Source organism: Nocardioides sp. P4_G10 (genome assembly GCF_056401175.1).
On record NZ_JBFUJV010000001.1, the window covers coordinates 620,841 to 645,995 of the forward strand.

Genomic DNA, 25,155 nt, shown 5'->3' on the forward strand with positions numbered 1-25,155 from the left:
CGATGTCTGCCCCCTGTCAGCCGATCCGGGTCCGGATCACGGCGACGTCGCGCGGAAGACGACGTCGACGAAGTAGTTGGTCGAGTTGTAGGACCCGGCCGGGAAGCCGCCGCCGGCGCCGTAGCGATAGACGCCGTTGTTGCCCGACGGTGCCGTCAGCGGGCCGACCGTGCGTGGCGTCGCGAAGTAGCCCGGCGACGCTGCGTAGCGACCGACCGGTGCGTAGTAGGAGACGACGTAGGTCGTGCCGGCCGTCACCGCGACCGGTGTCGCGAAGGTCGCGGTCTGCCAGCCGGTCGCCGTCTCGTTGGAGAAGGTGACCTGGCCCAGCCGGCCGCCGCCCGCGTCCCACAGCGAGCCGATGTGGGTGCCGGTGTTGCCCGTCCCCTTGTAGAACCGCACGGCCGTGACCGTGCCGTTCTGCGACGGGGTGAACCGCGTGCCCAGCTCGATGGCCGACGTGTCGTCGGCCGCAGCCGTGGCCGGGGTGACGTCGGCGAACAGCGACGTCGTGCCGGAGTCGTCGTAGCCCGTCGTGAACGACCAGGTCTGCGTGGGCAGGCTGGCCCCGTCGGTCGACGTGAGCCCGGAGACCGTGACCGTGTAGGCGGTGTCGGCCGCCAGCGGCGCGGTGGGCGTGAAGGTGACCGTGCGACCGTCACCCGACAGCGCCGACGTGCCGGCGACCGACGTACCGCTCCGGGCGAGGCTCATCGACCAACCCGTGGCGAGCGGCGCGGACACGGTGAGCGACGGCTTGGCCGCCACCGACACCTGACCGGCACCGGACTGCGGTGTCCGTCCCTCGACCGCCAGCGACGCGGCCGCCCGCTCGAACAGCACGTCGACGAAGTAGTTCGCCGCGCCGTAGGTGTAGCCCGGGAACCCACCTGTCGATGAGTAGCCGTAGCGGCCGTTGTTGGTCGCGGGCGCCGACAGGTCGCCCTTCGTCAGCGGGCTGCTGAAGAAGCCGGACGTCACCGAGTAGTGACCCTGGGGCGCGAAGTAGGAGACGACGTAGGTCGTGCCGGCCGTCACCTCGAGAGGCTGCGCCAGCGTCGCCGACTGCCAGCCGGTCGCCGTCTCGTTGGCGAACGTGACGGTGGCGAGCCGCGAACCGGCCGCCGACCAGATCGATCCGGTGTGGGTGCCGTTGTTGCCGACGCCCTTGAAGAAGCGGATCGCCTTGACCGTGCCGTTGCGCGACGGGGTGAAGGCCATGCCGAGCTCCAGGGCAGCCCCGTCGTCGGCGGCGGCCGTGTCGGGCACGACGTCGCCGAGGAGCGTCTGGTTCTGCAGCGTCTCGGCCGAGCGGGTGCGGAACGTCCAGCTCCGCGTGCCGAGGACGGCACCGTCGGCCGTGGTGACCCCGGCGAGGGTGACGGTGACGTCGGCCCCGGCCGGCATCGGTGCCGACGGCGTCCACGTGATCCGCTGGCGGTCGGTGGAGAGCACCGCCGTGCCCGCGAGGGCACCGCCGGACCCGACGGTCAGCGACCAGCCGGGCTCGACCTGGTCGGAGAGGTCGACGACCACCTTGCTGGTCCGTGGGACGTCGAGTGCACCCGGTGCCGGCGACTGGGCGGTCATCGAGATGCTCGCCGGCGTCTTGTCGAAGACCACGTCGACCATGTAGTTGGTGCTGGACTGTCCACCCGGGAAGCCGGGAGCGTAGGTGTAGGCACCCGCGGTCGACGTCACCCGCAGCGGAGCCCACGAGAGGTCACGCGCGGAGAAGGCGTTGAGGGTGGCCGAGTAGCGCCCCGTCGGGGAGCGGTAGGACACGACGTAGGGCGTGTTCTTCGCGATCGCGACCGGTGTGGCGAAGTTGAGCTGCTGCCAGCCGCTGGCCGACTCGTTCGTGAACGTCCCGGACGCCAGCTCGACGCCGTTCTGGTTCCACAGGGACCCGACGTGGGCGCCGGTGTTGCCCGGCGACTTGTAGAAGCGGACGCCCGTGACGACACCCTTCACGTCGGAGGTGAACCGCGTCCCCAGGCTCAGCGGCACTCCGTCGTTGATCTCCAGGATCGTGGGCGTGGTCTCGTCGCTGAACAGCGAGCAGGGGCAGACTCCCGGCGGGTTCGGCGGCTTGGCGGTCGTGAACGACCAGGTGCCACCCGAGGCGATCGGGTTGCCCTGCGCGTCCGTCCCGGCGAGCGTCGCGGTGTAGCGGACGAACGACGCCAGCGGCGCGCTCGGCGTGAACGTGATGGTGCGCGTGGTCGCGTCGTACGACCGCGTGCCGGCGACGGAGGCGCCGTTCGAGTCGACCAGCGTCAGGCCGGGCGTGCCCGGTGCCATCGGCTTGGAGAACCGGGCCGAGACCGTCGTCGTCGCCGGGATGGCGCTCGAACCCGGGGCCGGGGCCTGGCTCATCCCGATCAGCGGCGAGTCGTCGGTGGCCGCGAACGTCAGGTCGACGAAGTAGTTGGACATCTGGTAGCTCTGGGCGGGCATCGTCCCGGTCCCGCCGAAGACGCCGGCCGGGGTCGCACCGTAGCCACCCGCCACCTGCATCGCGCCGGTGTCCACGCCGCGGTAGACGAAGGCCCAGGACTCGGAGGCGTAGTGACCGCGCGGCGCGGTGTAGGAGACCGTGTAGCTGGTACCGGCCGTCAGCGGGACGGCCTCACCGAAGGTGCCGGTCTGCCATCCGGTGGCGGTCTCGTTGGCGAAGGTGACCTGGGCCAGGCGCTGCCCGTTGGGACCCCAGAGCGACCCGACGTGCGTGCCGGTGTTGCCGGCGCCCTTGTAGAACCGCACGCCCGTCGCGAAGCCGTCGACGACCGGCGTGAACCGCAGGCCGAGCTCGACGCCGACGTTGTCGTCGGTGTCAGGGGTGGGCGGGGTGACGTTGCCGAGGATGCTGCACGGGCAGGTCACCGAGAAGCTGCGGGTCGCGGACGTGCCGATGTTGGCGCTGTCATCGATCGCGCGCACCATCACGGCGCTGTTGCCGCGACCCTTCTGGACGAAGGTGGCGGTCCACGACGTGGTGCCGGTGGCGGCCTTCCAGGTAGCGCCGCCGTCGGCGGAGACCTCCACCCCGGCCACCCGGCCCGCGGCGTCGGACGCCGTGCCGGTGACGGTGACGACGTCACCGTTCTTCTGCGCCGCACCCGCCGCGGGCGTGGAGATCGCGACGGTGGGGCCGGCCGTGTCCGTCGATTTGGTGGCGGCATTGACCCCGGCCATCAGTGTCGTCGGCTGGGCGCCCATGTCGGCGAGCAGGTTGACCTGCGCCTGCTGCATACGCGGGTCGGCGACGTTGTCGGGGTACTCCGAGTCGTGCTCGGCGTCGAGCCCGTAGGTCCACTGCACCGTGCCCGCGCTGAAGACGAGGGCGCCGCTCGGCGCCTTGTAGAGCGTCAGGTGGTGCTTGGTCGTGCCGGCGTTGACCGTGTTGCCGAAGTCGCGCAGGTACTCAGGCACCGCACCTGTGGTGGTGGACAGCTTGATCAGGCCTGGTGGCCCGAAGCCGTTGTCCAACGGTTCGTTGGACTCGTAGCCCACGGTGTGCGGCGCGAGCGTCGTGGACGCACCGGTCATGCTGGCGAGACCGCTGTTGCGCCACAGGCGCAGCTTGCCCTCCTCCTGCCGCACGGTCATCGCGAGGTCGCTGAAGTTGACCATGTAGGCCGTGCCGACGAGTGCGTTCTCCGGGGAGCCGCCGCCGTTGGCGGGCGAGGCGTAGCGCGGGTCGCGCCACGTGCCGGTCCACTGGCTGTTGGGGTCGATCTTCGCGTTGCCCCACGTCTCCTTGTAGGACACCAGGGTCCGGTACGCCGTGCGCGAGGTGTCGGCCGACGGCTCGTAGCGCGTGCGCCAGTAGACCTCGTTCCCGGCGAGGAACTGCAGGTTCACCCCGGCATCGCGCGCCGCCTCGACGTTGGCGCGCTGGGGGCCGCTCCAGTACTCGTCGTGCCCGACGGAGAGGAAGACCTTGTGGTTCCTGATGAGGTTGCCGCGGCGGTCGGAGTCGACGCCGGCCATGTAGGACACGTCGTAGCCGTTGCGCTCGAGGAAGCGCACCGCGGCGTACTCGGCGCCGAAGTAGAAGTCACGACCGGCAGCGGTGCCGCGGGTCAGGAACGGGCGGTTGTAGCTGAGCTTGTAGGCCCGGCCGTGGGCGCCACCCTGGTAGAAGCTCGAGCCGCCGTAGGTGTTGTAGGCGTGCCACGTCGGGTCGGAGGTCTGGAAGACGACGTCGGAGGTGCTGGCGTCGTCGCGGACGATGAAGGTGATGTGGCTGGAGTCGCCGTTGCTCCGTTGGAGGTGCGCGACGTAGACGCCGGACACGGCCGTGGTCGGCACGTTCCACGACGCCGAGACCGCCCAGTTGCCGCAGTCGTAGAGCTCGGTGGTGGCGTCGGTGATGCAGTTGGGCTGGTTCTGAGGCAGCGAGGCGCTCGGCGTCACCGAGGCGATCTTGCGCGCGCCGAGGCCCTGGTACCACCCGGTCCGGTAGATGTCGATCGTGTAGGCCGAGGCGTCGGTCTTGACCTTGAAGTCGATGCGCTGGCCGATGTTGACCGAGATGTCGGTCGCGAAGCCCTGGATGGAGGAGTCACCCGCGCCGTTGATGTCCCAGATCTCCGGGTCGGTGCCGGGCTTGGAGTTCTCGCACGCCACCTTGTTGCCCGTCGGACCGCACGGGTCCGCGGCGTTGGCCGCGGTCGGACCACCCAGGAGCGCCGGTCCCACCAGCGCGTTGAGTGCCGCGACGAGCGCGAGCACCACGACCTTCACCATCCACGCACGCCCGAGACCCTGCTCCTTGTTCCCAGCGCTGCTGGCCATCTCTACCCCACCCTCACGGCGCGACACGCGGCGCGCCACCGTCCTGATCCTGTTGGCACGGCACCCCGAGCGGGCAGTGAGAGGGTCGATATCCCCCATTTGGAATACGGCTTCAGAGCTCGGCCACGCCCGTCGCCACTCCGGTCACGACTCCGGTCGCTGTGACCTGCGTGCGCCTCGACCACTGGCGCGGGATCCGCACCCCGCTGATGTGCAGCGGCGGCGGGTCGGAGACCTTGGTGACCGTGCGGCTCGCGGCCGCCACCAGGTCGCGGGCCTTGAGGCTGTCGGCGTCGCGGGAGATGCACAGGTCGCGCAGCGCGAGCTCCAGCGCGATCGTCAGCTGGTGGTCGTCGACGTGCTCACCGTGCATCGCGCGGCGGGGCACCAGGATCGGGCACTTGCCGTTCTCCAGCGCCATCAGCGCGATGCCGGTGCCGGCGTGCGCGACGACGACGTCGGCGGCCCGGATGGCTGCTGCCATCTCCTCGGACGGCACGCGCTCCCGGGCGTCGATCCCGAGGCCGGTGGTGTCGGTGCCGCCGGTCTGCCACAGCACCTCCGCGCCCTCCGGCACGATGGGCACCAGCCGGTCGAGGAGCCGGCGGAAGCCGTAGCCGTCCTGCGTGCCGAGGCTCACCACCATCGACCGCACCGGGCGCTCGGCGGCCGGGGTCGCCTCGTAGAGCTCCCACGGCGAGGCGAGGAACTGCCAGTGCCCCCGCGCCAGCGCGCTGGACTGGCTGAAGGTCGTGATGCCCGGCACCATCGCGAGCGCGCGGCCGGACAGCGAGGGGGCGTCCAACCGGGTCGCGCTCTCGATGTAGACCGTCTCGATGCCGCGCATTCGCGCCTGCGGCAGCACCGCGAGGGCAAGGGCCGCGCCGGTGCTGACGACCAGCGACACGTCGTGGTCGGTGAAGAGGCGGCGGCACGCCACTGCGTTGCGCGCCAGCGCCCGGGTGTCCCGGGGCGGGCACGGCAGCGCCCAGTGGACCCGCTGGCCCGCGAGCAGCGACTCGGTCTGCGGAGTGCGGGGCGTCACCCACACCACGTCGTCGCCCACGCCGAGCCGCGGCCGCAGGGTGTGCAGCTGCATCAGGTGGCCGCCGTCGTTGGCGACGAGCAGGGTGGTCACGAGCGGCCACCCGCCACCGCGTCGGCGAGCACCTCGACGACGCGGTCCTGCTGGGCCTCGGTGAGGTGCGGGTGCATCGGCAGGGACAGGATCTCCCCGGCCGCGGTCTCCGCGACGGGCGCCGTCCCGCGGCCGAGACCCAGGTGGGCGTAGGCGCCGGTCAGGTGCACCGGGTAGGGGTAGTGGATGCCCGCACCCACCCCGGCCCGGCCCAGCTCCGCCAGGACCCGGTCCCGCTCGGCGACCCGGACGACGTAGAGGTGCCACACGTGCTGCCCGTCCGCGCCGAGCAGCGGGCGGCGTACGCCCGGCACGTCGGCCAGCAGGCTGTCGTAGCGGGCGGCCGCGCGGACCCGCAGCTCGTTCCACTTCTCGAGCCGGTCGAGCTTGGCCCGCAGGTAGACCGCCTGCACGGTGTCGAGCCGGGAGTTCATGCCGATCACGTCGTGCACGTAGCGGGTCGACGACCCGTGGTTGCGCAGGCGGCGCACCTCGGCGGCGATGGTCGCGTCGTCGGTGGTGACGGCGCCGGCGTCGCCCGCGGCGCCGAGGTTCTTGCCGGGGTAGAAGCTGGTGGCCGCGACCGTGCCGAGCGCACCCGCGCCCCGGCCGCCGAGCCGGGCGCCCTGGGACTGGGCGGCGTCCTCGACGAGGGGAACGCCCGCGTCGCCGCAGACCTGCGCGAGCCGCACCATCGGCGCGAGCTGGCCGAAGAGGTGGACAGCCACGACGGCCTGGGTGCGGTCGTTGATCGCGCCCTCGACCTGGTCGGGGTCGATGAGGAGGCGCTCGTCGTCGCAGTCGACGAGCACCGGCACTGCGCCGATCCGCGAGACCGCCTCGGCGGTGGCGATGAAGGTGTTGGCCGGGATGACGACCTCGCCCTCCGGCCCGACCCCCGCCGCCCGCAGTGCGAGCTCGAGGGCGTCGGTGCCGTTGGCGACGCCGACGCAGTGGTCGACGTCGACGAACGAGGCGTACTGGTGCTCGAAGTCCGCGACGGGCGGGCCGTCGACGAACGCCGTGGCCGCGAAGACCGCGGCGATCCCCGCCTCCACCTCGGCCGCGATCTCCGCGTGCTGCGAGGCGAGGTCGACGAAGGGGACGGTGGTGCTCTTGCTGCTCATGCATGGACTCCTGTCCGGATCGGTCGGGCGGGGACTCCCACCCAGGTCTCTCCTGCGGGGACGTCGTCGAGGACCACCGAGCCCATCCCGACGGTGGCGTCGGCCCCGATGCGCACGCCCTCGCGCACCGAGGCGTTCATGCCGATGTAGGCGGCCTCGCCGACCTCGACGTCACCGCCGAGGGAGACCCCCGCGCAGAGGGTGGCGAAGTCGGCGACGGTGCAGCCGTGCGTGAGCGTCACGTGGGGCATCAGGACGACGTGCTCGCCGACCTCGACGTCGGCGGTCAGCACCACGCCGTCCAGGGCGATCGAGCCTCGGCCGATGTAGCAGCTGCCCGGCAGCACGAGCCGCGGGTGCAGCAGGGTGGCGTAGCGGGAGGCGCCGAGGCCGACCATGGCGAGTCGCGTCGCGACCCGTCGTCGGAGCCGGCCCTTGCCGAGGGTGAGGAGCACCTCGTGGTCGACCAGCCCGGTGACCAGGTCGACGCCGCCGAGCACCGGCGCGAGGCCGTGCAGGGTGCCCCACCGGGCGGGGTCGTCGTCGACGACCTGGACGGGGCCGTCGTGCTGGACGAGGACGGCGACGGCGGTCGCCTCGCGGGCCAGCCCGCTGGCGCCGACGAGGACCAGCCCGCTCACGGCCGCCACGCCGATCCGAGCGCGTCGCACACGCGCTGGTGCTCGGCGTCGGTCATCTGGTGGAACAGCGGGAGCACGAGCGTCGCGTCGGTCAGCCGCTCGGTGACCGGGAGCTGCGCGCGGGCCAGCCCGGCGTGCGCCGGCTGGCGGTGCGCGGCCATGATCCCGCGGCGCGCCGAGATGCCGGCGGCGGCGAGGTGCTCCATCATCTGCTCGCGGTCCATCGGGTGCTCGGGCAGGACCTCGAGCCAGCAGGACTGGTAGTTGGTGGTGCCCCAGTCGGGGTCCCCCACCAGGCGCAGGCCGGGCAGGGCCGCCACCGCGTCGGCGTACCTCGCGGCGAGCTCGCGGCGACGCGCGACCATCTCGGGAAGCCGGCCGAGCTGGACCAGCCCGACCGCCGCCTGCAGGTCGGTCATCCGGAAGTTGAAGCCGACCTCGTCGAAGCTCTCCGGAGGCGCGAGGACGCTCGCGTGCCGGTCGGCGGCTGAGACACTCATCGCGTGCTCGCGCAGCCGGCGGGCGCGCTCGGCCCAGTCGGAGCGCGACGTGGTGAGCATGCCGCCCTCGCCGGTGGTGAGCAGCTTGCGGGGGTGGAAGGACCAAGTGGCGATCTCCGCCTCCGACCCGACCGGGAGGCCGTGCGCGGTCGACCCGGCGGCGCAGGCCGCGTCCTCTACCACCGTGATGCCGAGGGGGTCGCACCAGGCGCGGATCGCCCGCAGGTCGAGCGGTACGCCGCCCTGGTCCACGGCGATCACCGCGCGCGTCCGCGGGGTGACCACCGTGGCGATCGTGGCAGGCGTGAGGTTTCCGGTGACGGGGTCGACGTCGGCGAAGACCGGCGTGGCCCCGACGTAGGTCGGCGCGTTGGTGGTGGCGACGAAGGAGAACGACGGCACGACGACCTCGTCGCCGGGGCCGACGCCGGCGACGACGAGGGCCAGGTGCAGCGCGGTCGTGCAGCTGCTCAGCGCCACGGCGTGCGCGACCTGCTGGGACTCGGCGAAGGCGGCCTCGAACTGCGCCACCCGCGGCCCCTGCGCCACCCAGCCGGAGCGCAGCACCTCGGAGACGGCTGCCACCTCCTCCTCGCCGAGCCACGGCTGCATCACGTTGATGCGGGTCAGCTGCTGCTGAGCGAGGTGGTCGAGGCTCATCGGGACACCGCCACGGAGCGTCCCGCGGCGATCTGCTCGCGCTGGGGGCGCCACCACTCCACGAGCTGGCGCAGGCCGTCCTCGAGGCCGGTCGTGGCGGTGAAGCCGAGGTCGCGCTCGGCCGCGCACGTGTCGGCGAGGCGGCGTACGACGCCGTTGATGCCGCGCTCCGGCCCGTGCTCGACGGGCAGGTCGGAGCCCATCACCCGCAGCAGGGCCTCGGCGAGCCCCAGCAGGCTGGTCTCCTCGCCGCGGGCGACGTTGTAGACGCCCTCGACCACGCCGGAGGACGCCGCCAGCACGTTGGCGCGCGCGATGTCGGTGGTGAAGACGAAGTCCATCGTCTGCCGGCCGTCACCGAAGATCAGCGGCGGCAGGCCGTCGTCGATGCGCTCCATCCACCGCACCAGGACCTCGGTGTAGAGGCCGTGCACGTCCATCCGCGGGCCGTAGACGTTGAAGTAGCGCAGGGCCACGTAGTCGAGGCCGTTCATCGCCCGGAAGCTGCGCAGCATGCCCTCGTTGAACGTCTTGGCGGCGCCGTAGAACGTGTCGTTGTCGTAGGGGTGCTGGTGCTCCGGGGTCGGGAACTCCTCGGCGAGGCCGTAGACCGACGCCGACGACGCGGCGACCAGCTTGTCGACGCCTGGCGCCGACGCGGCGGCCTCGACGACGTTGAAGGTCCCGTCGACGAGCACCTCCAGGGCCAGGCGGGGCTCCTCGGCGCACTGGGTGATCCGGATCGCGGCCTGGTGGAAGACGAGGTCGCAGCCGCTGGTCAGGTCGTGCACCAGGTCGCGGTCGCGGATGTCGCCGCGCACCAGGACGAGGTCGGCCCCGTCGCGTCCGAGGGCGTCGCCGAGGTTGGCCTCACGTCCGCGGACGAAGTTGTCGAGGACCCGCACCTGGGCGGCCCCGGCGTCGAAGAGCTGGTCGACGAGCGTCGACCCGATCGTGCCGGCACCGCCGGTCACCAGCGCGGTCGCGCCGGCCAGGGCGGTCATCGGACACTCTCCATCACGGGCTCGCTCGTGGCGGCGCCGGCCTGGCGGGGCACCGGCGGCGGACCCGCCGGCACCGGCACCGCAGGGTCGTACGACGTCTCCGGGCGCTCGGCCAGCCGCTGCGAAGCGGCCTCGAGCACCTCGAGGACGCGCAGCCCGGACCGGCCGTCGGTCAGCGCCGCACGGCCCTCGTGGATGGCTGCGGCGAACTCGCCGACCATCGACCCGAGGGCCTCGCGCTCGGGCAGCGCCGGGGACCAGGTGTCGCCCAGGCGGTAGGAGACGGTGGAGGCGGCGCGGTCGGCGCCGGCGACCGACGTGCGAGCCAGGTCGACCCCGCGGTCGTAGATGCTGAGCCGCTGCTGCGGGTTGAGGTCGTCCCACACGAGCGTGCGACGCGACCCGCCGATCACCATCTGGCGGATCTTCGTCGGGCTCAGCCAGTTGACGTGCACGTGCGCGAGGCCGTCGTCCGGCAGCGGCAGGGTCAGGTGGCCGACACAGGCGCGGCCGGCGCCGATGGGGTCGGCGCCGGTCGCGCCGATGCCCGTGGTCGGAAGACCCCCCGGCAGCACGAAGTCGAGGATCGCGAGGTCGTGCGGCGCCAGGTCCCAGAGCACGTCGATGTCGGGCTGCACCAGTCCGAGGTTGATCCGGACCGAGTCCACGAAGTGCACCTGGCCCAGCTCGCCGCTGCCCACCAGCTCGCGCATCTTCTGCACGGCGGGCGTGTAGCAGTAGGTGTGGTCGGTCATCAGGACCAGGCCCTGCGCATCGGCCAGGTCCACCATGGTGCGGCCGCGGGAGACGCTGTCCGCCAGCGGCTTCTCCACGAGCACGTGCTTGCCCGCGCTCAGCGCCTGCAGCGCCAGCCCGTGGTGCGTACGGGCCGGGGTGGCGATGGCGACGGCGTCGATCCGCGGGTCGTCCAGCACCCGTTCCACGCTGTCGGTCACCTCGACGTGCGGGCCGGCGACGCGGCGCGCCCGCTCGAGGTCGAGGTCGCAGACCAGCTCGAGGTTCCAGTCGGGGGACGCCCCGAAGTTGCGGACCAGGTTGGGGCCCCAGTAGCCGGCGCCGATGACGGCGACGCCCAGCGGGCCGTTGGTGCGGGTGCTCATCGTGCTTCCTCCAGTCGGCCAGCGGCCTCCACGTAGACCTCTCCGGTGACCGGGCAGATCCACCGGTCACGGTTGTCCGAGACGAGCGGGACGCCACTGCGGCCCACCCAGCCGATCCGCCTCGCGGGCGAGCCCACGACGAGCGCGTAGTCGGGCACGTCGCGCGTCACCACCGAGCCCGCTCCCACGCTGGCCCACCGGCCGATCCGCACCGGAGCGACGCACACCGCGCGCGCCCCGACGGACGCGCCCTCCTCGATGGTCACCCCGACGGGCTCCCAGTCCTCGGCTCCCTTGCGCCGGCCGTCGGTCGTCACCGCCCGCGGGTAGGTGTCGTTGGTCAGCACGACCGCCGGGCCGATGAAGACGCCGTCCCCCAGGACGGCCGGCTCGTAGACCAGCGCCTGGTTCTGCACCTTGCAGCGCTCCCCGATGCGCGCCCCCGGACCGACGTAGACACCGCGCCCGAGGATCGTGCCGTCGCCGACCTGCGCCCCCGAGCGCACGACGGTCTGGTCCCACACCTGCGCGCCGGGACCGACGCGGGCGCCGTCCTCGACGGTCGCGGTGGGAGCGACGAGGGCGCGGTCCCGAGAACGGGGACGTGCGTTGGACAGTGAGGTCATGTGCGTGAGCTTTCGTCTCGTTGCCAGGTGGTGAAGTCCCCGGACCTCAGCGCCCCACGGGCGCCGAGCCGGGCGGCGACGTGGACTGCCACGAACACCGGGAGTCGGAGGGCCAGGCCGGGCCGGGTGACGGCGAGGCCGGCCAGGGTGCGCGCGCTGGTGCGCGAACCGGGGCGTCGTACGCCGAGCTGCCCGGCCTGGGCGTTGCCGGTCGCGATGCGGATGCGCCGGCGTACGAGGTCGCGGACGGTGCGCGGCGGGTGCACGACGGCGACGGCGCTGGGCACCACCCGGCGCTCCTCGCTGCTGAACGAGTCGGACATGCCGAGGTCGTCGCTCATCATCCGCGGGAGCGCGGTGACCCGCGCCTGCCCCTGCTCGGAGAGGACGACGACGCCGCGGCCGAAGAGGCCGGACTCCACCTGGGGCAGCGCCTCCCAGACGTCGTAGTACCACCGCACCCAGCGCGAGCACCCCGTGCGGGGGACGTCGCGTCGCGGGGCGGTGGCGAGGACCTCGTCGCGGGCGATCGGCTCGATGAGCCGGAGCGCGGCCGCGCCGTTGAGCTCGATGTCGGCGTCGAGGTGGATGCGCGGGAAGACGTCGGTGGCGGCGTTGCCGACCCGCACCGCCTCGACCTTCGAGGGCTGCGGGATCTCGATGACGCGGGCGCTCGGGTCGGCGGCGCGGGCCTCGTCGGCGGTGCGGTCGGTGCACCCGTTGCAGACCACGACCACGTCGAGGTCGGATCCGGTGCCTTCACGCAGCGCCCGCAGGTTGCGGCCGATCGTGGCCGCCTCGTTGTGGGCGGGTATGACGACGCTGGCGACAGCCATCTCACTCCCCCGACTCACGCGCCGGGCCCCACGCCCGTCACGCTCCGATCTTGTGGACTGCGACCGCTCGGTCGGACCGCCCACGGGGGCTTTCGCCCATTTTGGGGAGCCCTACCCGGCGGCGGCGAAGCTGATGTCGGCCGAGCGGAGGTCGCGCAGGTGGAGCACCAGGAGGTCGAGCTCCGCGATGGTCCAGGTGTCGTCGATCGCGACGCCCGAGGCCGTCGTGCGCAGGGCGCGGTAGAGGGAGAGGGGCTGCTTGCGCAGCTCGGCGTGGAGGGTGCCCTCCAGCACGAGGCGGAGGTAGTCGTGCTGGGCGACGGGGGCCGATCCGTAGCGGTAGGCGGCGTCCACGTCGTTCTCGGCGGCCAGCGTGGCGAAGGTCTGCCAGTCGATCGCCATCACGTGGTCGACCCGGCGGCCGACCGTCGACTCCACGGCTGCCACCGACGCGCTCGCCGGCCGGGCACCGAGCCCCACGCGGTCGTCGTACGGCATCGGCACGGACTCGACCCGCGCGCTGCGTCCGTCGGGGCGCACCTCGACGAGCATGACCGCCTCGACGGACTGGTCGCCGGGCAACCAGGACACGTCCTCGCCACCACCGGGTCGCGTGCCGACCATCAGGATCGTCTCGCCGGGCGCCGGCGGCGGGCGTTCGCCCAGGCCGACGAAGGCGCCGTCGATGCGGCCCATCCGGCTGGTCAGGCTGAGGTTGAGGACCAGGGCGGCGGCGAGCCCGAGCACGCCCAGCAGCGTGACGACCGCCAGCAGGCGGCGCAGCCGCGGGCGCCGGCTCGTGGCGCCTGCCATCGAAGTCCCCCGTCCGTCCGTGCTGCCGACGCTAGGCGGTGGCGGGCGGGACCTCATGCCCCAAACGGGGGACGGTCAGGAGTTGAAGCGCTGCTGGGTCTTCTCGAGGCCGTCGGTGATCAGCGACTCGACCGCGTCGGCGGCGTCGGAGACCTGGAACGGCAGCTCCTTGCGCTCGACGGTCGAGTAGTTGGACAGCACGAAGTCGGCGACGTCCTGGCGGCCCGGCGGTCGGCCGATGCCGGCGCGGATGCGGTGGAAGTCGCCGGTGCCGAGCGAGGACCGCATCGACTTGAGCCCGTTGTGGCCGTTGTCGCCGCCGCCGAGCTTGACCCGCAGCGTGCCGAAGGCGATGTCGAGCTCGTCGTGGATGGCGATGATGTGTGCCGGGTCGACCTTGTAGAACGTGGCGAGCGCCTTGACCGGGCCGCCGGACTCGTTCATGTAGCCGCGGCCGCGGGCGAGCACGACCCGGGGACCACCCAGGGACAGCCGGCCCTCGACGACGTCGGCGCGACCCGACTTGTGGGAGCGCCAGTTCACCTTGCCGGGGGGCGATCCCATCCGGGAGGCCAGCTCGTCGGTGACGAGGTAGCCGATGTTGTGCCGGTGCCCGGCGTAGGTCGGACCGGGGTTGCCGAGACCGACGACCAGCCACACGTCGTTCGTCACGCTCGTCTCCGTCACGCGTCCATCCTTCCATCGGTGACCGGGCACTTCCTCGCGCTCCACAACGCCGACCGGGCGGTCGGCGATCTCGGCGTCGGAGACCTCGTGCTCGATGCCGGCCTCGGCCTCGGCCTCCTCCAGCTCGGCCTCGAGGGCCTCGGCGGAGATCTGCTCGGTCACGTTGACGATGAGGAGCTCCTCGTCGGCCAGCAGGGTCGTGCCGGACGGGAGGGTGAGGTCCTTGGCCAGGATCTGGGTGCCGGCGGCGGCGCCCTCGACGGAGACCTCGAAGAACTCGGGGATGTGGGTGGCCTCGGCCTCGACGGACACGACGGCGTTCTCGTTGACGACCAGCGTCTCGGGGGCGGCGTCGCCCACGACGTGGATCGGGACGTCGACGGTGACCTTCTCGCCGCGACGGACCGCGACGAAGTCGAGGTGCTCGATGACGCGACGGATCGGGTCGATCTGCACGTCCTTGGTGAGGGCGAGCTGCTCGCTGCCGTCCACGTCGAGCGCGAGGAGGGCGTTGGCGCCACCGTGCTTGAGGGCCATCATCGTCTGGTGGCCCGGCAGGATGACGTGGACCGGGTCGTTGCCGTGGCCGTAGATGACGGCGGGGATCTTGTCGTCGCGGCGGATGCGGCGGGCAGCGCCCTTGCCGAACTCGGTGCGCGGCTCGGCGGCGATCTTCTCGGGGGCAGACATCATGTTCTCCGTACGTCGGTAGGGGGTCGGGGGCCTCGGGCCGGAGACGACGAACGCCGCGCTCCGGATCGGGGGCGCGGCGCAGTGATGCGGTCCGGCCCAGTCGATCACGGAGTCCTGACGTGCGGGCTCCCTCGCCGAGGCAACCCGTGAACCCTAGACCCGGTGCGGGTGCGAGGTCGAATCGCGGCGAGCGTGGCCTGCACCCAACTGGGAGGCGCCGCCCATGGACTGCTCACTAGGGTGTCCCGGTGCCCCTGATGCTCCCCGAGGCGCGCGAGCGCGCCGTCCTGCTGACCGACGTCCACACCGAGCTCCACCTCGACCTGACCTCGACCGAGGACTTCGGCGTCGAGGCGACGATCTCCTTCGGCTGCACGCAGCCGGGGGCCTCGACGTTCCTCGAGCTCAACGGCGGCACCGACGTGACCCTCGACGGCAGCCCGGCGTCGTACGCCGACGGGCGGATCGCGCTGACCGACCTGGCCGCGTCCAACACGGTGCGCGTCACCGCACGGATGCCCTACGTCACCGACGGCGACGGCATGACCGTGACGATCGACCCGGCCGACGGCGAGCGCTACGTCTGCGCCCACACCTCGATGGACATCGCGCAGAAGGTCGTCCCCTGCTTCGACCAGCCCGACGTCAAGTCGACGTTCACCCTGACCGTCACCGCGCCGTCGCACTGGACGGTGCTCGGCAACGGCCCGCTCGAGGGGCGCACGTCGGGCGAGGGCGCGGACGTCTGGACCTTCGGCACCACCCCGCCCTTCTCGTCGTACCTCTTCACCCTCGTCGGCGGCCCCTGGGTCTCGGTGACGTGGGACGAGCCGTACGCCCCCGCACCCGGCGGCACGCTGCCGTTCGGCTGGCACGCGCGGGCGTCTCAGGGGCGCGAGCTGCAGCGCGACGCCGATGAGCTCAAGCGCATCACCAGCGCCTGCTTCCAGCACTACACGACGATCTTCGAGCCGGAGTACCCCTACGCCGACTACCAGCAGGTCTTCGCGCCCGGTCTCAACTGGGGTGCGATGGAGTTCCCCGGGTGCGTGGTCTTCCGCGACCAGGCGCTCACGCAGGGCACGCCCACCGAGCTCGAGCGCGAGTGGCTCGCCTCGACGATCGCCCACGAGATGGCCCACATGTGGTTCGGCGACCTGGTGACGATGAAGTGGTGGGAGGACTCGTGGCTCAACGAGTCCTTCGCCGACTTCATGGGCTACGACGTCGCGGGCGTGGCCGCCGGCTACACCGACGCGTGGACGTCGGCCGCGATCACGCGCAAGCCGGCGGGCTACCGCGCCGACCGGCGCCGCTCGACGCACCCGATCGCCGAGGACACCGCCAAGATCGTCGACGTCGACACGGCCTTCGCCAACTTCGACATGATCACCTACGCCAAGGGCAACTCCGCCCTGGCGCAGCTCGGGCACTGGCTCGGTGACGAGGACTTCCTCGCCGGGGTCAACAAGCACCTCACCGCGCACGCCTTCGGCAACGCCGACCTGGCCGCGTTCCTCGACTCGCTCGACTCCGCCACCGACAAGGACGTGCGCGGCTGGGCCGAGGCGTGGCTGCGCTCGACCGGCTTCGACACCCTGCGGGTCACCCGCGACGAGGCCGGCGTGCCCGTCCTCACCCGCGAGGGATCGCGGTCGCACCGCATCACCGTGTCGGCGTACGACGACGCGATGCGGCTCGTGGACTCCCGCGACGTGCACCTCGGCGGCGAGCCGGTGCGGCTGGAGGACTTCGCCGGCCGGGTCGTCGTGCCCAACTCCGGTGACGAGACGTTCGCGGTGGTCCGCCCCGACGAGCAGTCGTGGGCCGCGATCACCGGCGGCCTCTCCTCGATCGAGTCGCAGCTCACCCGGGCCATGCTGTGGTGGACCGCGGTCGATCTCTGCGAGTCGCAGGTCGTCCCGGTGGGCGACTTCGTCGCGCTGGCCGACACCCACCTGCGCCCGGAGACCCACCCGCTGGTCTTCGAGGGCGTGATGCGCGCGCTGCAGTCGGTCACCCGCCGCTACGCCTCGCCCGACGAGGCTGCCGGCCACCTCGCCGTCATCGCCGACATCGCTCGCGGCGCCGTCGAGGGCGGCGACCCGGCCCTCGCCGCCGGTGCGTCACGCGTGCTCGCCCGGATCAGCGCGGACCGCGACTTCCTCGTCGACTGGCTCGGCGGCGACGACGTCGACCAGAGCGTCCGCTGGGCGGCCGTGCAGCGGCTCGCCGAGCTGGGTGACGACTCGTGGATCGGCCCCGAGGAGCAGCGCGACAAGTCGGTCTCCGGCCACCACGCCGCGCTCGCCGCGCGCGCCGTCGTACCCACACCGGAGGCCAAGGCAGCCGCCTGGGCGCAGCTGATGGGCGGCGAGCTGGGCAGCCACGAGTTCGACGCCGTCGGCAGCGGGTTCTGGGGCTGGGACCAGGCGGACCTCGTCCGCCCCTACCTCGAGCGCTACGTCACTGACGGCCTCGCCCTCGCCCGGCGCTCCGGCCAGGCGATGGGCGACGTGATCGGCGACGCGTTCCCGATCCTGCCGCTCCCGGTCGACGTACGCCGTGAGCTGCGCGCCGCGGTCGCGACCGCCCTCGAGGGCGACGTGCCGACCGTCCTCGCGCGCTCGTGGAACGACTCCCTCGACGACCTCGACCGGACGCTCTGAGGTCTTCAGCGATCCCCGGCTGACCGGGGATCGCTGAGGTTGTCAGGCCGTGCACGGGCCGACAAGTTCAGGAATCCCCGGCTGACCGGGGATTCACGGGGCCAATGACCTACGCGTGACCGTCGAACATCGACGTGACGGACCCGTCCTCGAACACCTCGCGGATCGCCCGGGCGATGAGCGGCGCGATCGAGAGGGTGGTGAGCTTGTCGAACTGCTTCTCCGGCGGCACGGGGAGCGTGTTGGTGACCACGATCTCGACGGCGGACGAGTTCTTGAGCTGGTCGACGGCGGGGTCGGACAGGATCGGGTGCGTCGCGGCGATGATCACGCCGGCGGCGCCGTCGGCCATGCACGCCTCGGCGGCCTTCACGATCGTGCCGCCGGTGTCGATCATGTCGTCGGTCAGGATGCAGATCTTGCCCTTCACCTCACCGACCACGCGGTTGGCGACGACCTCGTTGGCGACATCGATCCGGCGGGTCTTGTGGATGAAGGCCAGGGGCACGCCGCCGAGGCGGGCCGACCAGCGCTCCGCGACCTTGATCCGGCCGGCGTCCGGCGAGACGACGGCGAGCTGCTGGTCGCCGTACTTCTGCTTGACGTAGTCGGTGAGGATCGGCAGCGCCATCAGGTGGTCGACGGGACCGTCGAAGAAGCCCTGGATCTGGTCGGCGTGCAGGTCGACGGTGATCAGCCGGTCGGCGCCGGCGGTCTTGAAGAGGTCGGCGACCAGGCGGGCCGAGATCGGCTCGCGGCCGCGGTGCTTCTTGTCCTGGCGGGCGTAGCCATAGAACGGCATGACCACGGTGATCCGCTTGGCCGACGCCCGCTTGAGCGCGTCGACCATGATCAGGTGCTCCATGATCCACTCGTTGATCGGAGCGGTGTGGCTCTGGAGCACGAAGGCGTCACAGCCGCGCACGGACTCCTCGTAGCGCACGTAGAGCTCGCCGTTGGCGAACGCCCGCGCGTCCTGGGGCACCAGCCCGCACTCGAGGAGGTCGGCGACCTCCGTGGCGAGGTCGGGGTGCGCCCGGCCGCTGAAGACCATCAGGTTCTTCTCGGTGGTCCGCTTCATTCCGGTCACGCGACGCGACTCCTCGCTGTCCTGGTCAGCCTCGGGGGAAGGCTCGTTCGGAGGTGCTGGACAGAAGTCTGACCCACATCCCGGCCACCACCAACCCCGGGGTCACTGGTCGGGCGTCTCCTGCTGTTCACGCGCCGTTCGCGCGGCCTCGGCCTGCGCCGTTCCGGGCCGCTTCGACTCCGACCAGCCCTCGAGGTTGCGCTGCGGGGCGCTGCTGACCGCCAGCGCGCCGGCCGGCACGTTCCGGCGTACGACGGTTCCTCCTGCGGTGCCCGCGCCGTCGCCGATCTCGACCGGTGCGACGAAGGTGTTGTTGGACCCGGTCTTGGCGTGGCGCCCGACGACGGTGCGGTGCTTGGCCACCCCGTCGTAGTTGGCGAAGATCGTGCCGGCCCCGATGTTGGTGCCCTCGCCGATCTCGGCGTCGCCGACGTAGGACAGGTGCGGCACCTTGGCGCCGTCGCCGATGGTGGAGTTCTTGGTCTCGACGAACGTACCGATCTTGCCCTTCACCCCCAGCTGCGTGCCGGGCCGGAGGTAGGCGAACGGCCCGACCGAGGCCTGGTCGCCGATGACGGCGAGCTCGCCGTGGGTGCGTACGACGCGCGCGCCGGCGCCGACCTCGCAGTCCTTCAGCGTCGTGTCGGGCCCGACCACGGCGTCCTCGCGCACGACGGTCGCGCCGAGCAGCTGGGTGCCGGGGAGGATCGTGGCGTCGGGCTCGAGCACCACGTCCGCCTCGATCCACGTGGTCGCCGGGTCCATGACCGTCACGCCGTCCTTCATCCAGCGGGTGACGATGCGGCGGTTGAGCTCGCGGCCGAGCTCGGCCAGCTGGGCGCGGTCGTTGGCGCCCGCGGTCTGGGCGACGTCGTCGATGAGGTGGGCTCCGACGGTCAGCCCGTCCTCGCGCGCCAGGCCGACGGCGTCGGTGAGGTAGTACTCGCCCTTGGCGTTGTCGTTGGTGATGCGGGCCAGCGCCGAGACCAGGAACTCCGCGTCGAAGGCGAGGATGCCGGAGCTGATCTCGTCGATCTCGCGCTGCTCGGGCGTCGCGTCCTTCTCCTCGACGATCGCCTCGACGTCACCCTCGTGGTTGCGCACGATCCGGCCGTAGCCGAACGGGTCGGCCAGCCGGCCGCTCAGGATGCTCACCGCCCGCTGCGCGGCGTGGTGCTCCTCGGCGAAGGCGCGCAGCGACTCCCCCTCGAGCAGCGGGGTGTCGCCGGCCGCCACGATCACGGTGCCGGTCGTCGTGCCGGACGCCTCCATCGCGACGCGTACGGCGTGCCCGGTGCCGTCCTGCGTCTCCTGGACGGCGAGCACCGCGGACGGCACCAGCTCCGTGATGTGCGGACCCACCTGCTCGCGCTGGTGGCCGACCACCGCGACGACGCTGGTCGGCTCCACGGCCTGCACGGCGTGGAGCACGTGGCCGATCATGGAGCGCCCGCCGATCGGGTGCAGCACCTTCATGGTCTTCGACTTCATGCGGGTGCCGCCGCCGGCGGCGAGGACGATGACGGTGAGGTTGTCCATGGCCGCAGTCTGTCACCGCTCGCACCGGCCGCGGGAAGCGCGGGACGTTGGGCCCTACCGTGCGCGGCCGGTGCGCGGTCGACTGGCGCCGAGGAGGACGCCATGACCGGGAGCACGCCGCTGCGGGGTGGCGTCGACGTGTCGTACGTGGACCTGTACTGGCTCCCTCTGGGTGCGGGCGGGCGGTGCGTGCGGCTGAACGGTCGGGCCTTCGAGGCACTCGTCGCTCGCCGCGAGCACCGGCGCGCTGCCGACCTCTACCACTCCGCGCTGGAGGTCCGCCTCGGCCGCGACCGCTGGGTCGTCGAGATGGCGCCGGTCTGGAACACGCCCGAGCCGGAGCGGGGTGTGGTGGCCGAGGGGCCGGTCGGCCTGAGGTGGCTCGGCCGGTCCCGCTTGTTCCGCTACGAGGTGCGGTGCTGGCGGGGCGGTCGGATCCCCGACGTCGACGAGGCGGTGGACAGCCCCGTGCGGATGAGCGACGACGCCTGGCACGCGGAGCGGGTGCTCGCCCTGGTGCCGCGCTTCCGCACCGCCACCTGGGCGCTGGACGAGCAGCACACCGGCGACATGTGGAACTCGAACTCGCTCACGTCGTGGCTCCTCGTCCGCAGCGGCCACGACCTGTCCCGGGTCGGCCCGCCCGCCGGCGGCCGGGCGCCGGGGTGGGACGCCGGCCTCGTGGCCGGGTCGCGATGAGCGCGACCACCTGGCGCCCGGCCACCGGCCGGGCTTGTCACCCCTCGCCCGCCAGCTGCGCGAAGAGCTCGGCGTACTGGATGAGGTGCCGGTCGGCGAGGTAGTGGTCGCGGACGCGCAGGTGGGCGGCACGGCCCATCGCGCKGCGCCGGTCGGCGTCGTCCAGCAGGGCCGACAGAGCCGCCACGAGCGCGGCGCCGTCGCGCGGGTCGGCGAGGAGGACGCCGCTCACGCCGTCCTCGACCTGGTCGCGGATCCCGCCCACCGCCGAGGCCACCACGGGCCTGCCCTTCCACATCGGCTCGGTCACCGTGAGGCCGAACCCCTCGGCGAGGCTTTTCTGGACCACCACGGTCGACCAGCGCTGCAGCGCGTTGACGACCCGTGCGTTGTCGTCGAGGTCGTCCATCGGCACGCACACGAGGTGGCTCCGGTCGCGGACCCGCGCGGGGAGCGAGCGCCACTGCTCGCGGCACTCCGCCAGCACCGCGGCAGCCTCGGGGTCGTCGGCGACGCCGTCGGTCGCGGGGCCCGCCAGCACCAGGTGCACGTCGGCCGGCAGCTCGTCCAGGTGCTCGGCGAAGGCGTCGAGGACGCCCGCCATGTCCTTGAGCCGGTCCCAGCGGCTGACCTGGAGCACGACCCGGCCGACCGTGGGCAGCGGTGCCCCCTCGACCACCAGCCCCTCCCGGTGCACGAGGGCCTCGACCTCACCGGGATCGAGGTCCGCGTTCTTCGGGCTGAACGGGTCGAGCGAGGGCGGGATCACCCGCAGCCACCGCCGGTCGACCCAGTCCGGCGCGAACGACTCCCGCGAGAAGATGCAGGCCTGCGCCGGCTCGACCAGCTCCCGCAGGAAGCCCCACGCCTCCCGCGTCCACTCGTTGTGCTCGTCCAGGCCGACGTGGCAGCGCCACACCACGAGCGCGCCGCGCTCACGCAGGGCCCGGGCGAGCCCGGCCGTCTGCGGGTCGTGGAGGAGGACCACGTCACCGGGCTGCACCCGCGCGACCACCTCCTCGCGCTGCCGCGCCAGCGTTGCGTCGTACGTCGCCCGGGCGGCGGCGTCGAGCCTCCCTGCGTCACCGGGGACACCGTGCAACCTGTTGTGGATCCGCTTGGTGACGGCGAAGAACTCGGGGTCACCGCCCACCACCAGCCAGCGGATGTCGACCCCTGTGCCGGCCGCGTACGCCACGAGGGTGCGCAGCATCTCCGCGACGCCGCCGCCGCGCGCGGTCGAGTTGACGTTCCACACGACGCGCCCCTCGAGCAGCTCCCGCGCCGCGGCGACGTACGTCTCGAGCCGCTCGATGCGCTCGGGCGTGAGGAGCGGCTCGAGCCGGTGCAGGGGGACCGGCTCGACGCTGACCTCCGCGACGCCGGTCACGGGGAGTGACGTGGCCGGGGCAGCTCGATCGGGGAGCCCACGCGGACCGGGACGCCGGGCGCGGTGAGCCGCGCCACCGCCAGCGCCTCGTCCATGCACCTGATCACCCGCGCCCGGGCGGCGTGGTCGCGCAGGGGGACGGCCGCCTCGACGAGCTCGAGCGCACGATCGGACTCCAGCGCGCGGTGCGCGGCCTCCCGCACGAGGTCGTCGAGCTCGGGGACGTCCTCGACCACCACCCGGACGCAGTCGAACGGGCGTGGGGCTGGCGCACTGGTCATCACGGGGGAGCCTCCTGGGGTCTGGAGGTTCGAGTCTCACTCCCCCGCCCAGCACCCAACAGGGCCGTAGGTCCCGGGCAGGTGCCGGGAACAGGTGCCGTTCGGCCCTCCCCGCCTCCTCCCCGTGGCGGGACGATCGAAGGGAGGAAGCGGCTCCCCGGGCCTCGTCACGCACGGGCCCGGGCGCCGCGGAGGAAGGACTCGTCATGACCACCTCGACCGCTCACGCGACCTACCCCGTGCACGTCGACGCCGACCTCGACCCCGGCCTGAACCGCGGGCTGTGGTTGGTCAAGTGGCTGCTCGCCGTCCCCCACTACGTGGTGCTCGCCTTCCTGTGGCTGGGATTCGCGGTGCTGAGCGTGGTGGCGTTCTTCGCGATCCTGTTCACCGGTCGCTACCCCCGCGCGATCTTCGACTTCAACGTCGGCGTGATGCGCTGGAGCTGGCGCGTCTCCTACTACTGCTACACGCTCGGCACCGACCGCTACCCGCCGTTCACGCTCGCGGAGGTGCCCGACTACCCCGCCCACCTGTCCGTCGACCACCCCGAACGGCTCTCGCGCGGACTGGTGCTGGTGAAGTGGTGGCTGCTCGCCATCCCGCACTTCCTGATCATCGCGCTGTTCACCGGCGGAGTGGCGTACGGCGTGGGCGGCGCCGGCGACAAGACCTGGATCAGCATCAGCCTGCTCGGCGTGCTCGTCCTGGTCGCGGGGGTCGTGCTGCTGTTCACCGGCCGCTACCCGCAGCAGGTCTTCGACCTGGTCCTGGGGATCAACCGCTGGGTGCTGCGCGTCGCCGGCTACGTCTCGCTGATGACCGACGAGTACCCGCCCTTTCGCCTCGACATGGGTGGACACGAGCCACACGCCGCCGTGCTCCCACCGGTCGACCCGGCGCCCGGGACGCCTCCCCCGGCCTTGCCCCAGTACGCACGTCCGGGCGCACCCGGTGCCCCTGGCCCCGGCGGCCGGAGCGGCTGGACGGCAGGCCGCGTCGTCTCCGCGGTGGTCGGCTCCCTGCTCGTGCTCATGGGCCTCGCGTTCGCCGGCGCCGGCGGCACCCTGGCCCTGATCGGCGCCACCGAGCGCGACGACGGCTTCCTGATGACCCCCACGACGGTGCTCGCCAGCGACACGTTCGCCATCACGTCCGAGGACGCGAAGATCGACACGGAGGGAGCGCCCTCCTGGGTGCCGGCGGTGTGGCTCGGCGACGTCCGGATCCGCGCCCGGTCCGACACCGGTGAGCCGCTCTTCGTCGGCGTCGCCGCGACGTCCGACGTCGAGGGCTACCTCGGCGACGTCTCCCGCGACACCCTGAGCGAGTTCCGGGCTGGCAACGCCGTCCTGGAGACCACCGACGGGGGTGCCCCCGCGACCGGACCGACCGACCAGACGTTCTGGGTGGCGCAGGCGACCGGCACCGACGCCACGCTCACCTGGGACCTCCAGGGCGGCGACTGGACCGTCGTCCTCATGCGCGCGGACGGCACCCGGGGCGTCTCGGCCGACGTCTCCACCGGGGCCGAGCTCCCGGTCGTCAACGCCGTGATCGCGGTCCTCTTCGTCCTCGCCGGCCTGACCCTGCTGGCCGGCGCCCTGCTCATCGCCGTACCCGTCCGCAACGCATCGAGGAGAGAATGATGAAGGCAGCTGTCGTCCCCACGCTCGGAGCTCCGCTGGAGATCCGCGACGTCCCGGTCCCCGAGCCCGGTCCCGGCCAGGTTCTGGTGAAGATCGAGACCTGCGGGTTGTGCCACACCGACATCCACGCCGCTCGCGGCGAGTGGCCGGTCAAGCCCAAGGACCAGCTGATCCCGGGCCACGAAGGCGTCGGTGTCGTCGAGGCCGTCGGCGAGGGTGACCTCCCCGTCACGGTCGGGCAGCGCGTCGCCCTCCCCTGGCTGGGTCACGCCTGCGGCCACTGCCGCTACTGCGTCGCCGGCTGGGAGACCTACTGCACCACCCCCGCCTACATGGGCTACACGATGGACGGCGGCTACGCCGAGTACGCCGTCGCCTACGCCAGCCACGTCGTCGCCGTGCCCGACGCGGTGACCTCGCGCGACGCCGCGCCGCTGACCTGCGCCGGGGTGACGACGTACAAGGGACTCAAGGTCGCTGCGCCGCAGCCGGGCGAGACCGCCATGGTCGTCGGCATCGGCGGCCTCGGGCACCTGGGCCTGCAGTACGCGCGCGTCTTCGGATCGCGCACGGTCGCGGTCGACGTGCACGACGAGAAGCTGCAGCTGGCCAAGGACCTCGGCGCCGACCACGTGGTCGACGCCCGCGGTGACCAGCAGGCCGAGCTCGAGGCGATCGGCGGCGTCGACGTCGCCCTCGTGACCGTGCCCTCGCCGGCCGCGATGCGCGCCGCCCACGCCGCCCTCAACCCCAACGGCCGCCTGGTGCTCGTCGGCCTCCCTGCCGACGACCGGCTCGAGCTCCCGGTCTTCGAGACCGTGCTCAAGGGCATCTCGGTGATCGGCTCGCTCGTCGGCACCCGCAACGACCTGGCCGAGTGCTTCGACCTCCACGCCCGCGGCCTGACCCGGGTCGTCACCGAGAGCCGTCGCCTCGACGACGTCAACGCCTGCTTCGAGGAGGTCCTCGCCGGCCAGGTGCCCGCCCGCCTGGTGTTCGAGATGTAGCTCCCCGGGTAGGAGTCGAACCTACGTCGCTAGTCCTGATTCAAAGTCAGGCGGGCCCTGCCGGCAGACCAACCGGGGAATGTGCGCCCAAGCCTAGGGCCCGCCTCGGGCGGGGCTGCCAATGCCCGGCAGACCGACCGGGGAATGTGCGCCCAAGCCTAGGGCCCGCCTCGGGCGGGGCT

19 protein-coding genes, 1 tRNA gene and 1 pseudogene are annotated in these 25,155 nt (G+C 72.4%); 4 read left to right on the top strand and 17 right to left on the bottom strand.

Going from position 1 to position 25,155, the window contains the following annotated elements; genetic code table 11:
- Positions 1-36: 36 nt before the first annotated feature.
- From AC1DP1_RS02960 to AC1DP1_RS03015, 12 genes and pseudogenes are all read right to left on the bottom strand, one after another.
- On the bottom strand, positions 37-4,803 hold the full coding sequence (locus AC1DP1_RS02960) for a DUF4082 domain-containing protein (protein WP_477505571.1): 4,767 nt from the start codon (positions 4,801-4,803) through the stop codon (positions 37-39).
- 112 nt (positions 4,804-4,915) lie between these two features.
- Positions 4,916-5,941, bottom strand: coding sequence for a glycosyltransferase (locus AC1DP1_RS02965; RefSeq protein ID WP_477505572.1), 1,026 nt, complete (start codon positions 5,939-5,941; stop codon positions 4,916-4,918).
- The gene (locus AC1DP1_RS02970; protein ID WP_477505573.1) at positions 5,938-7,068 is read right to left on the bottom strand and encodes a DegT/DnrJ/EryC1/StrS family aminotransferase; all 1,131 of its coding nucleotides are present in this window, start codon (positions 7,066-7,068) and stop codon (positions 5,938-5,940) included. Before AC1DP1_RS02970 ends, AC1DP1_RS02965 begins: the two co-directional genes overlap by 4 nt.
- Positions 7,065-7,709 carry a NeuD/PglB/VioB family sugar acetyltransferase gene (locus AC1DP1_RS02975; RefSeq protein ID WP_477505574.1) on the bottom strand — a complete coding sequence of 215 codons (645 nt, stop codon included), beginning with the start codon at positions 7,707-7,709 and terminating at the stop codon, positions 7,065-7,067. Before AC1DP1_RS02975 ends, AC1DP1_RS02970 begins: the two co-directional genes overlap by 4 nt.
- On the bottom strand, positions 7,706-8,869 hold the full coding sequence (locus AC1DP1_RS02980) for a DegT/DnrJ/EryC1/StrS family aminotransferase (RefSeq protein ID WP_477505575.1): 1,164 nt from the start codon (positions 8,867-8,869) through the stop codon (positions 7,706-7,708). Before AC1DP1_RS02980 ends, AC1DP1_RS02975 begins: the two co-directional genes overlap by 4 nt.
- A complete protein-coding gene (locus AC1DP1_RS02985; RefSeq protein WP_477505576.1) occupies positions 8,866-9,873 on the bottom strand; it encodes an NAD-dependent epimerase/dehydratase family protein in 1,008 nt (335 codons plus the stop codon). The genes AC1DP1_RS02980 and AC1DP1_RS02985 overlap by 4 nt, the downstream gene beginning before the upstream one ends.
- Complete coding sequence (locus tag AC1DP1_RS02990; RefSeq protein WP_477505577.1) at positions 9,870-10,994, bottom strand: Gfo/Idh/MocA family protein; 1,125 nt, start codon at positions 10,992-10,994, stop codon at positions 9,870-9,872. Before AC1DP1_RS02990 ends, AC1DP1_RS02985 begins: the two co-directional genes overlap by 4 nt.
- Complete coding sequence (locus AC1DP1_RS02995; RefSeq protein ID WP_477505578.1) at positions 10,991-11,620, bottom strand: acyltransferase; 630 nt, start codon at positions 11,618-11,620, stop codon at positions 10,991-10,993. Before AC1DP1_RS02995 ends, AC1DP1_RS02990 begins: the two co-directional genes overlap by 4 nt.
- Positions 11,617-12,456, bottom strand: a complete 840-nt coding sequence (locus AC1DP1_RS03000; RefSeq protein ID WP_477505579.1) for a glycosyltransferase family 2 protein — start codon at positions 12,454-12,456, stop codon at positions 11,617-11,619. Before AC1DP1_RS03000 ends, AC1DP1_RS02995 begins: the two co-directional genes overlap by 4 nt.
- Before the next feature lie 111 nt (positions 12,457-12,567).
- Positions 12,568-13,269, bottom strand: coding sequence for a hypothetical protein (locus AC1DP1_RS03005; protein WP_477505580.1), 702 nt, complete (start codon positions 13,267-13,269; stop codon positions 12,568-12,570).
- 75 nt (positions 13,270-13,344) lie between these two features.
- Positions 13,345-13,941 carry an aminoacyl-tRNA hydrolase gene (pth, locus tag AC1DP1_RS03010; protein WP_477505686.1) on the bottom strand — a complete coding sequence of 199 codons (597 nt, stop codon included), beginning with the start codon at positions 13,939-13,941 and terminating at the stop codon, positions 13,345-13,347.
- Between the two features lie 123 nt (positions 13,942-14,064).
- Positions 14,065-14,649 (bottom strand): annotated as a pseudogene (locus tag AC1DP1_RS03015) (50S ribosomal protein L25/general stress protein Ctc); the annotation flags it as partial.
- Positions 14,650-14,906: 257 nt separating this feature from the next.
- On the opposite strand from AC1DP1_RS03015, the gene pepN reads away from it, so the two are divergent.
- A complete protein-coding gene (gene pepN / locus AC1DP1_RS03020) occupies positions 14,907-17,318 on the top strand; it encodes an aminopeptidase N (RefSeq protein WP_477505687.1) in 2,412 nt (803 codons plus the stop codon).
- A gap of 109 nt (positions 17,319-17,427) precedes the next feature.
- Here pepN and AC1DP1_RS03025 read toward each other — a convergent pair whose 3' ends face one another.
- Positions 17,428-18,399 carry a ribose-phosphate diphosphokinase gene (locus tag AC1DP1_RS03025; protein ID WP_457187297.1) on the bottom strand — a complete coding sequence of 324 codons (972 nt, stop codon included), beginning with the start codon at positions 18,397-18,399 and terminating at the stop codon, positions 17,428-17,430.
- A 111-nt stretch (positions 18,400-18,510) separates the two neighbouring features.
- Positions 18,511-19,947 (bottom strand): bifunctional UDP-N-acetylglucosamine diphosphorylase/glucosamine-1-phosphate N-acetyltransferase GlmU, encoded by a 1,437-nt coding sequence (gene glmU / locus AC1DP1_RS03030; RefSeq protein ID WP_477505581.1) that lies wholly within the window; start codon positions 19,945-19,947, stop codon positions 18,511-18,513.
- Positions 19,948-20,049: 102 nt separating this feature from the next.
- Between glmU and AC1DP1_RS03035 the strand changes: the two genes are divergently transcribed.
- Positions 20,050-20,646 (top strand): hypothetical protein, encoded by a 597-nt coding sequence (locus AC1DP1_RS03035; protein ID WP_477505582.1) that lies wholly within the window; start codon positions 20,050-20,052, stop codon positions 20,644-20,646.
- A gap of 37 nt (positions 20,647-20,683) precedes the next feature.
- On the opposite strand, the gene AC1DP1_RS03040 is transcribed toward AC1DP1_RS03035, so the two are convergent.
- Both AC1DP1_RS03040 and AC1DP1_RS03045 read right to left on the bottom strand, forming a co-directional pair.
- Entirely contained in the window at positions 20,684-22,036 is a 1,353-nt protein-coding gene (locus AC1DP1_RS03040; protein ID WP_477505583.1) for a glycosyltransferase, read from the bottom strand.
- Positions 22,033-22,317: a hypothetical protein gene (locus AC1DP1_RS03045; protein WP_477505584.1), complete on the bottom strand. Its 285-nt coding sequence runs from the start codon at positions 22,315-22,317 to the stop codon at positions 22,033-22,035. Before AC1DP1_RS03045 ends, AC1DP1_RS03040 begins: the two co-directional genes overlap by 4 nt.
- Positions 22,318-22,523: 206 nt before the next feature.
- On the opposite strand from AC1DP1_RS03045, the gene AC1DP1_RS03050 reads away from it, so the two are divergent.
- Positions 22,524-23,966 carry a DUF4389 domain-containing protein gene (locus AC1DP1_RS03050; RefSeq protein WP_477505585.1) on the top strand — a complete coding sequence of 481 codons (1,443 nt, stop codon included), beginning with the start codon at positions 22,524-22,526 and terminating at the stop codon, positions 23,964-23,966.
- On the top strand, positions 23,966-24,973 hold the full coding sequence (locus tag AC1DP1_RS03055; RefSeq protein ID WP_477505586.1) for a zinc-dependent alcohol dehydrogenase: 1,008 nt from the start codon (positions 23,966-23,968) through the stop codon (positions 24,971-24,973). Before AC1DP1_RS03050 ends, AC1DP1_RS03055 begins: the two co-directional genes overlap by 1 nt.
- Here the strand turns inward: AC1DP1_RS03055 and AC1DP1_RS03060 are convergent.
- Positions 24,974-25,052: transfer RNA gene (locus AC1DP1_RS03060), tRNA-Gln, on the bottom strand.
- Positions 25,053-25,155 lie beyond the last annotated feature (103 nt).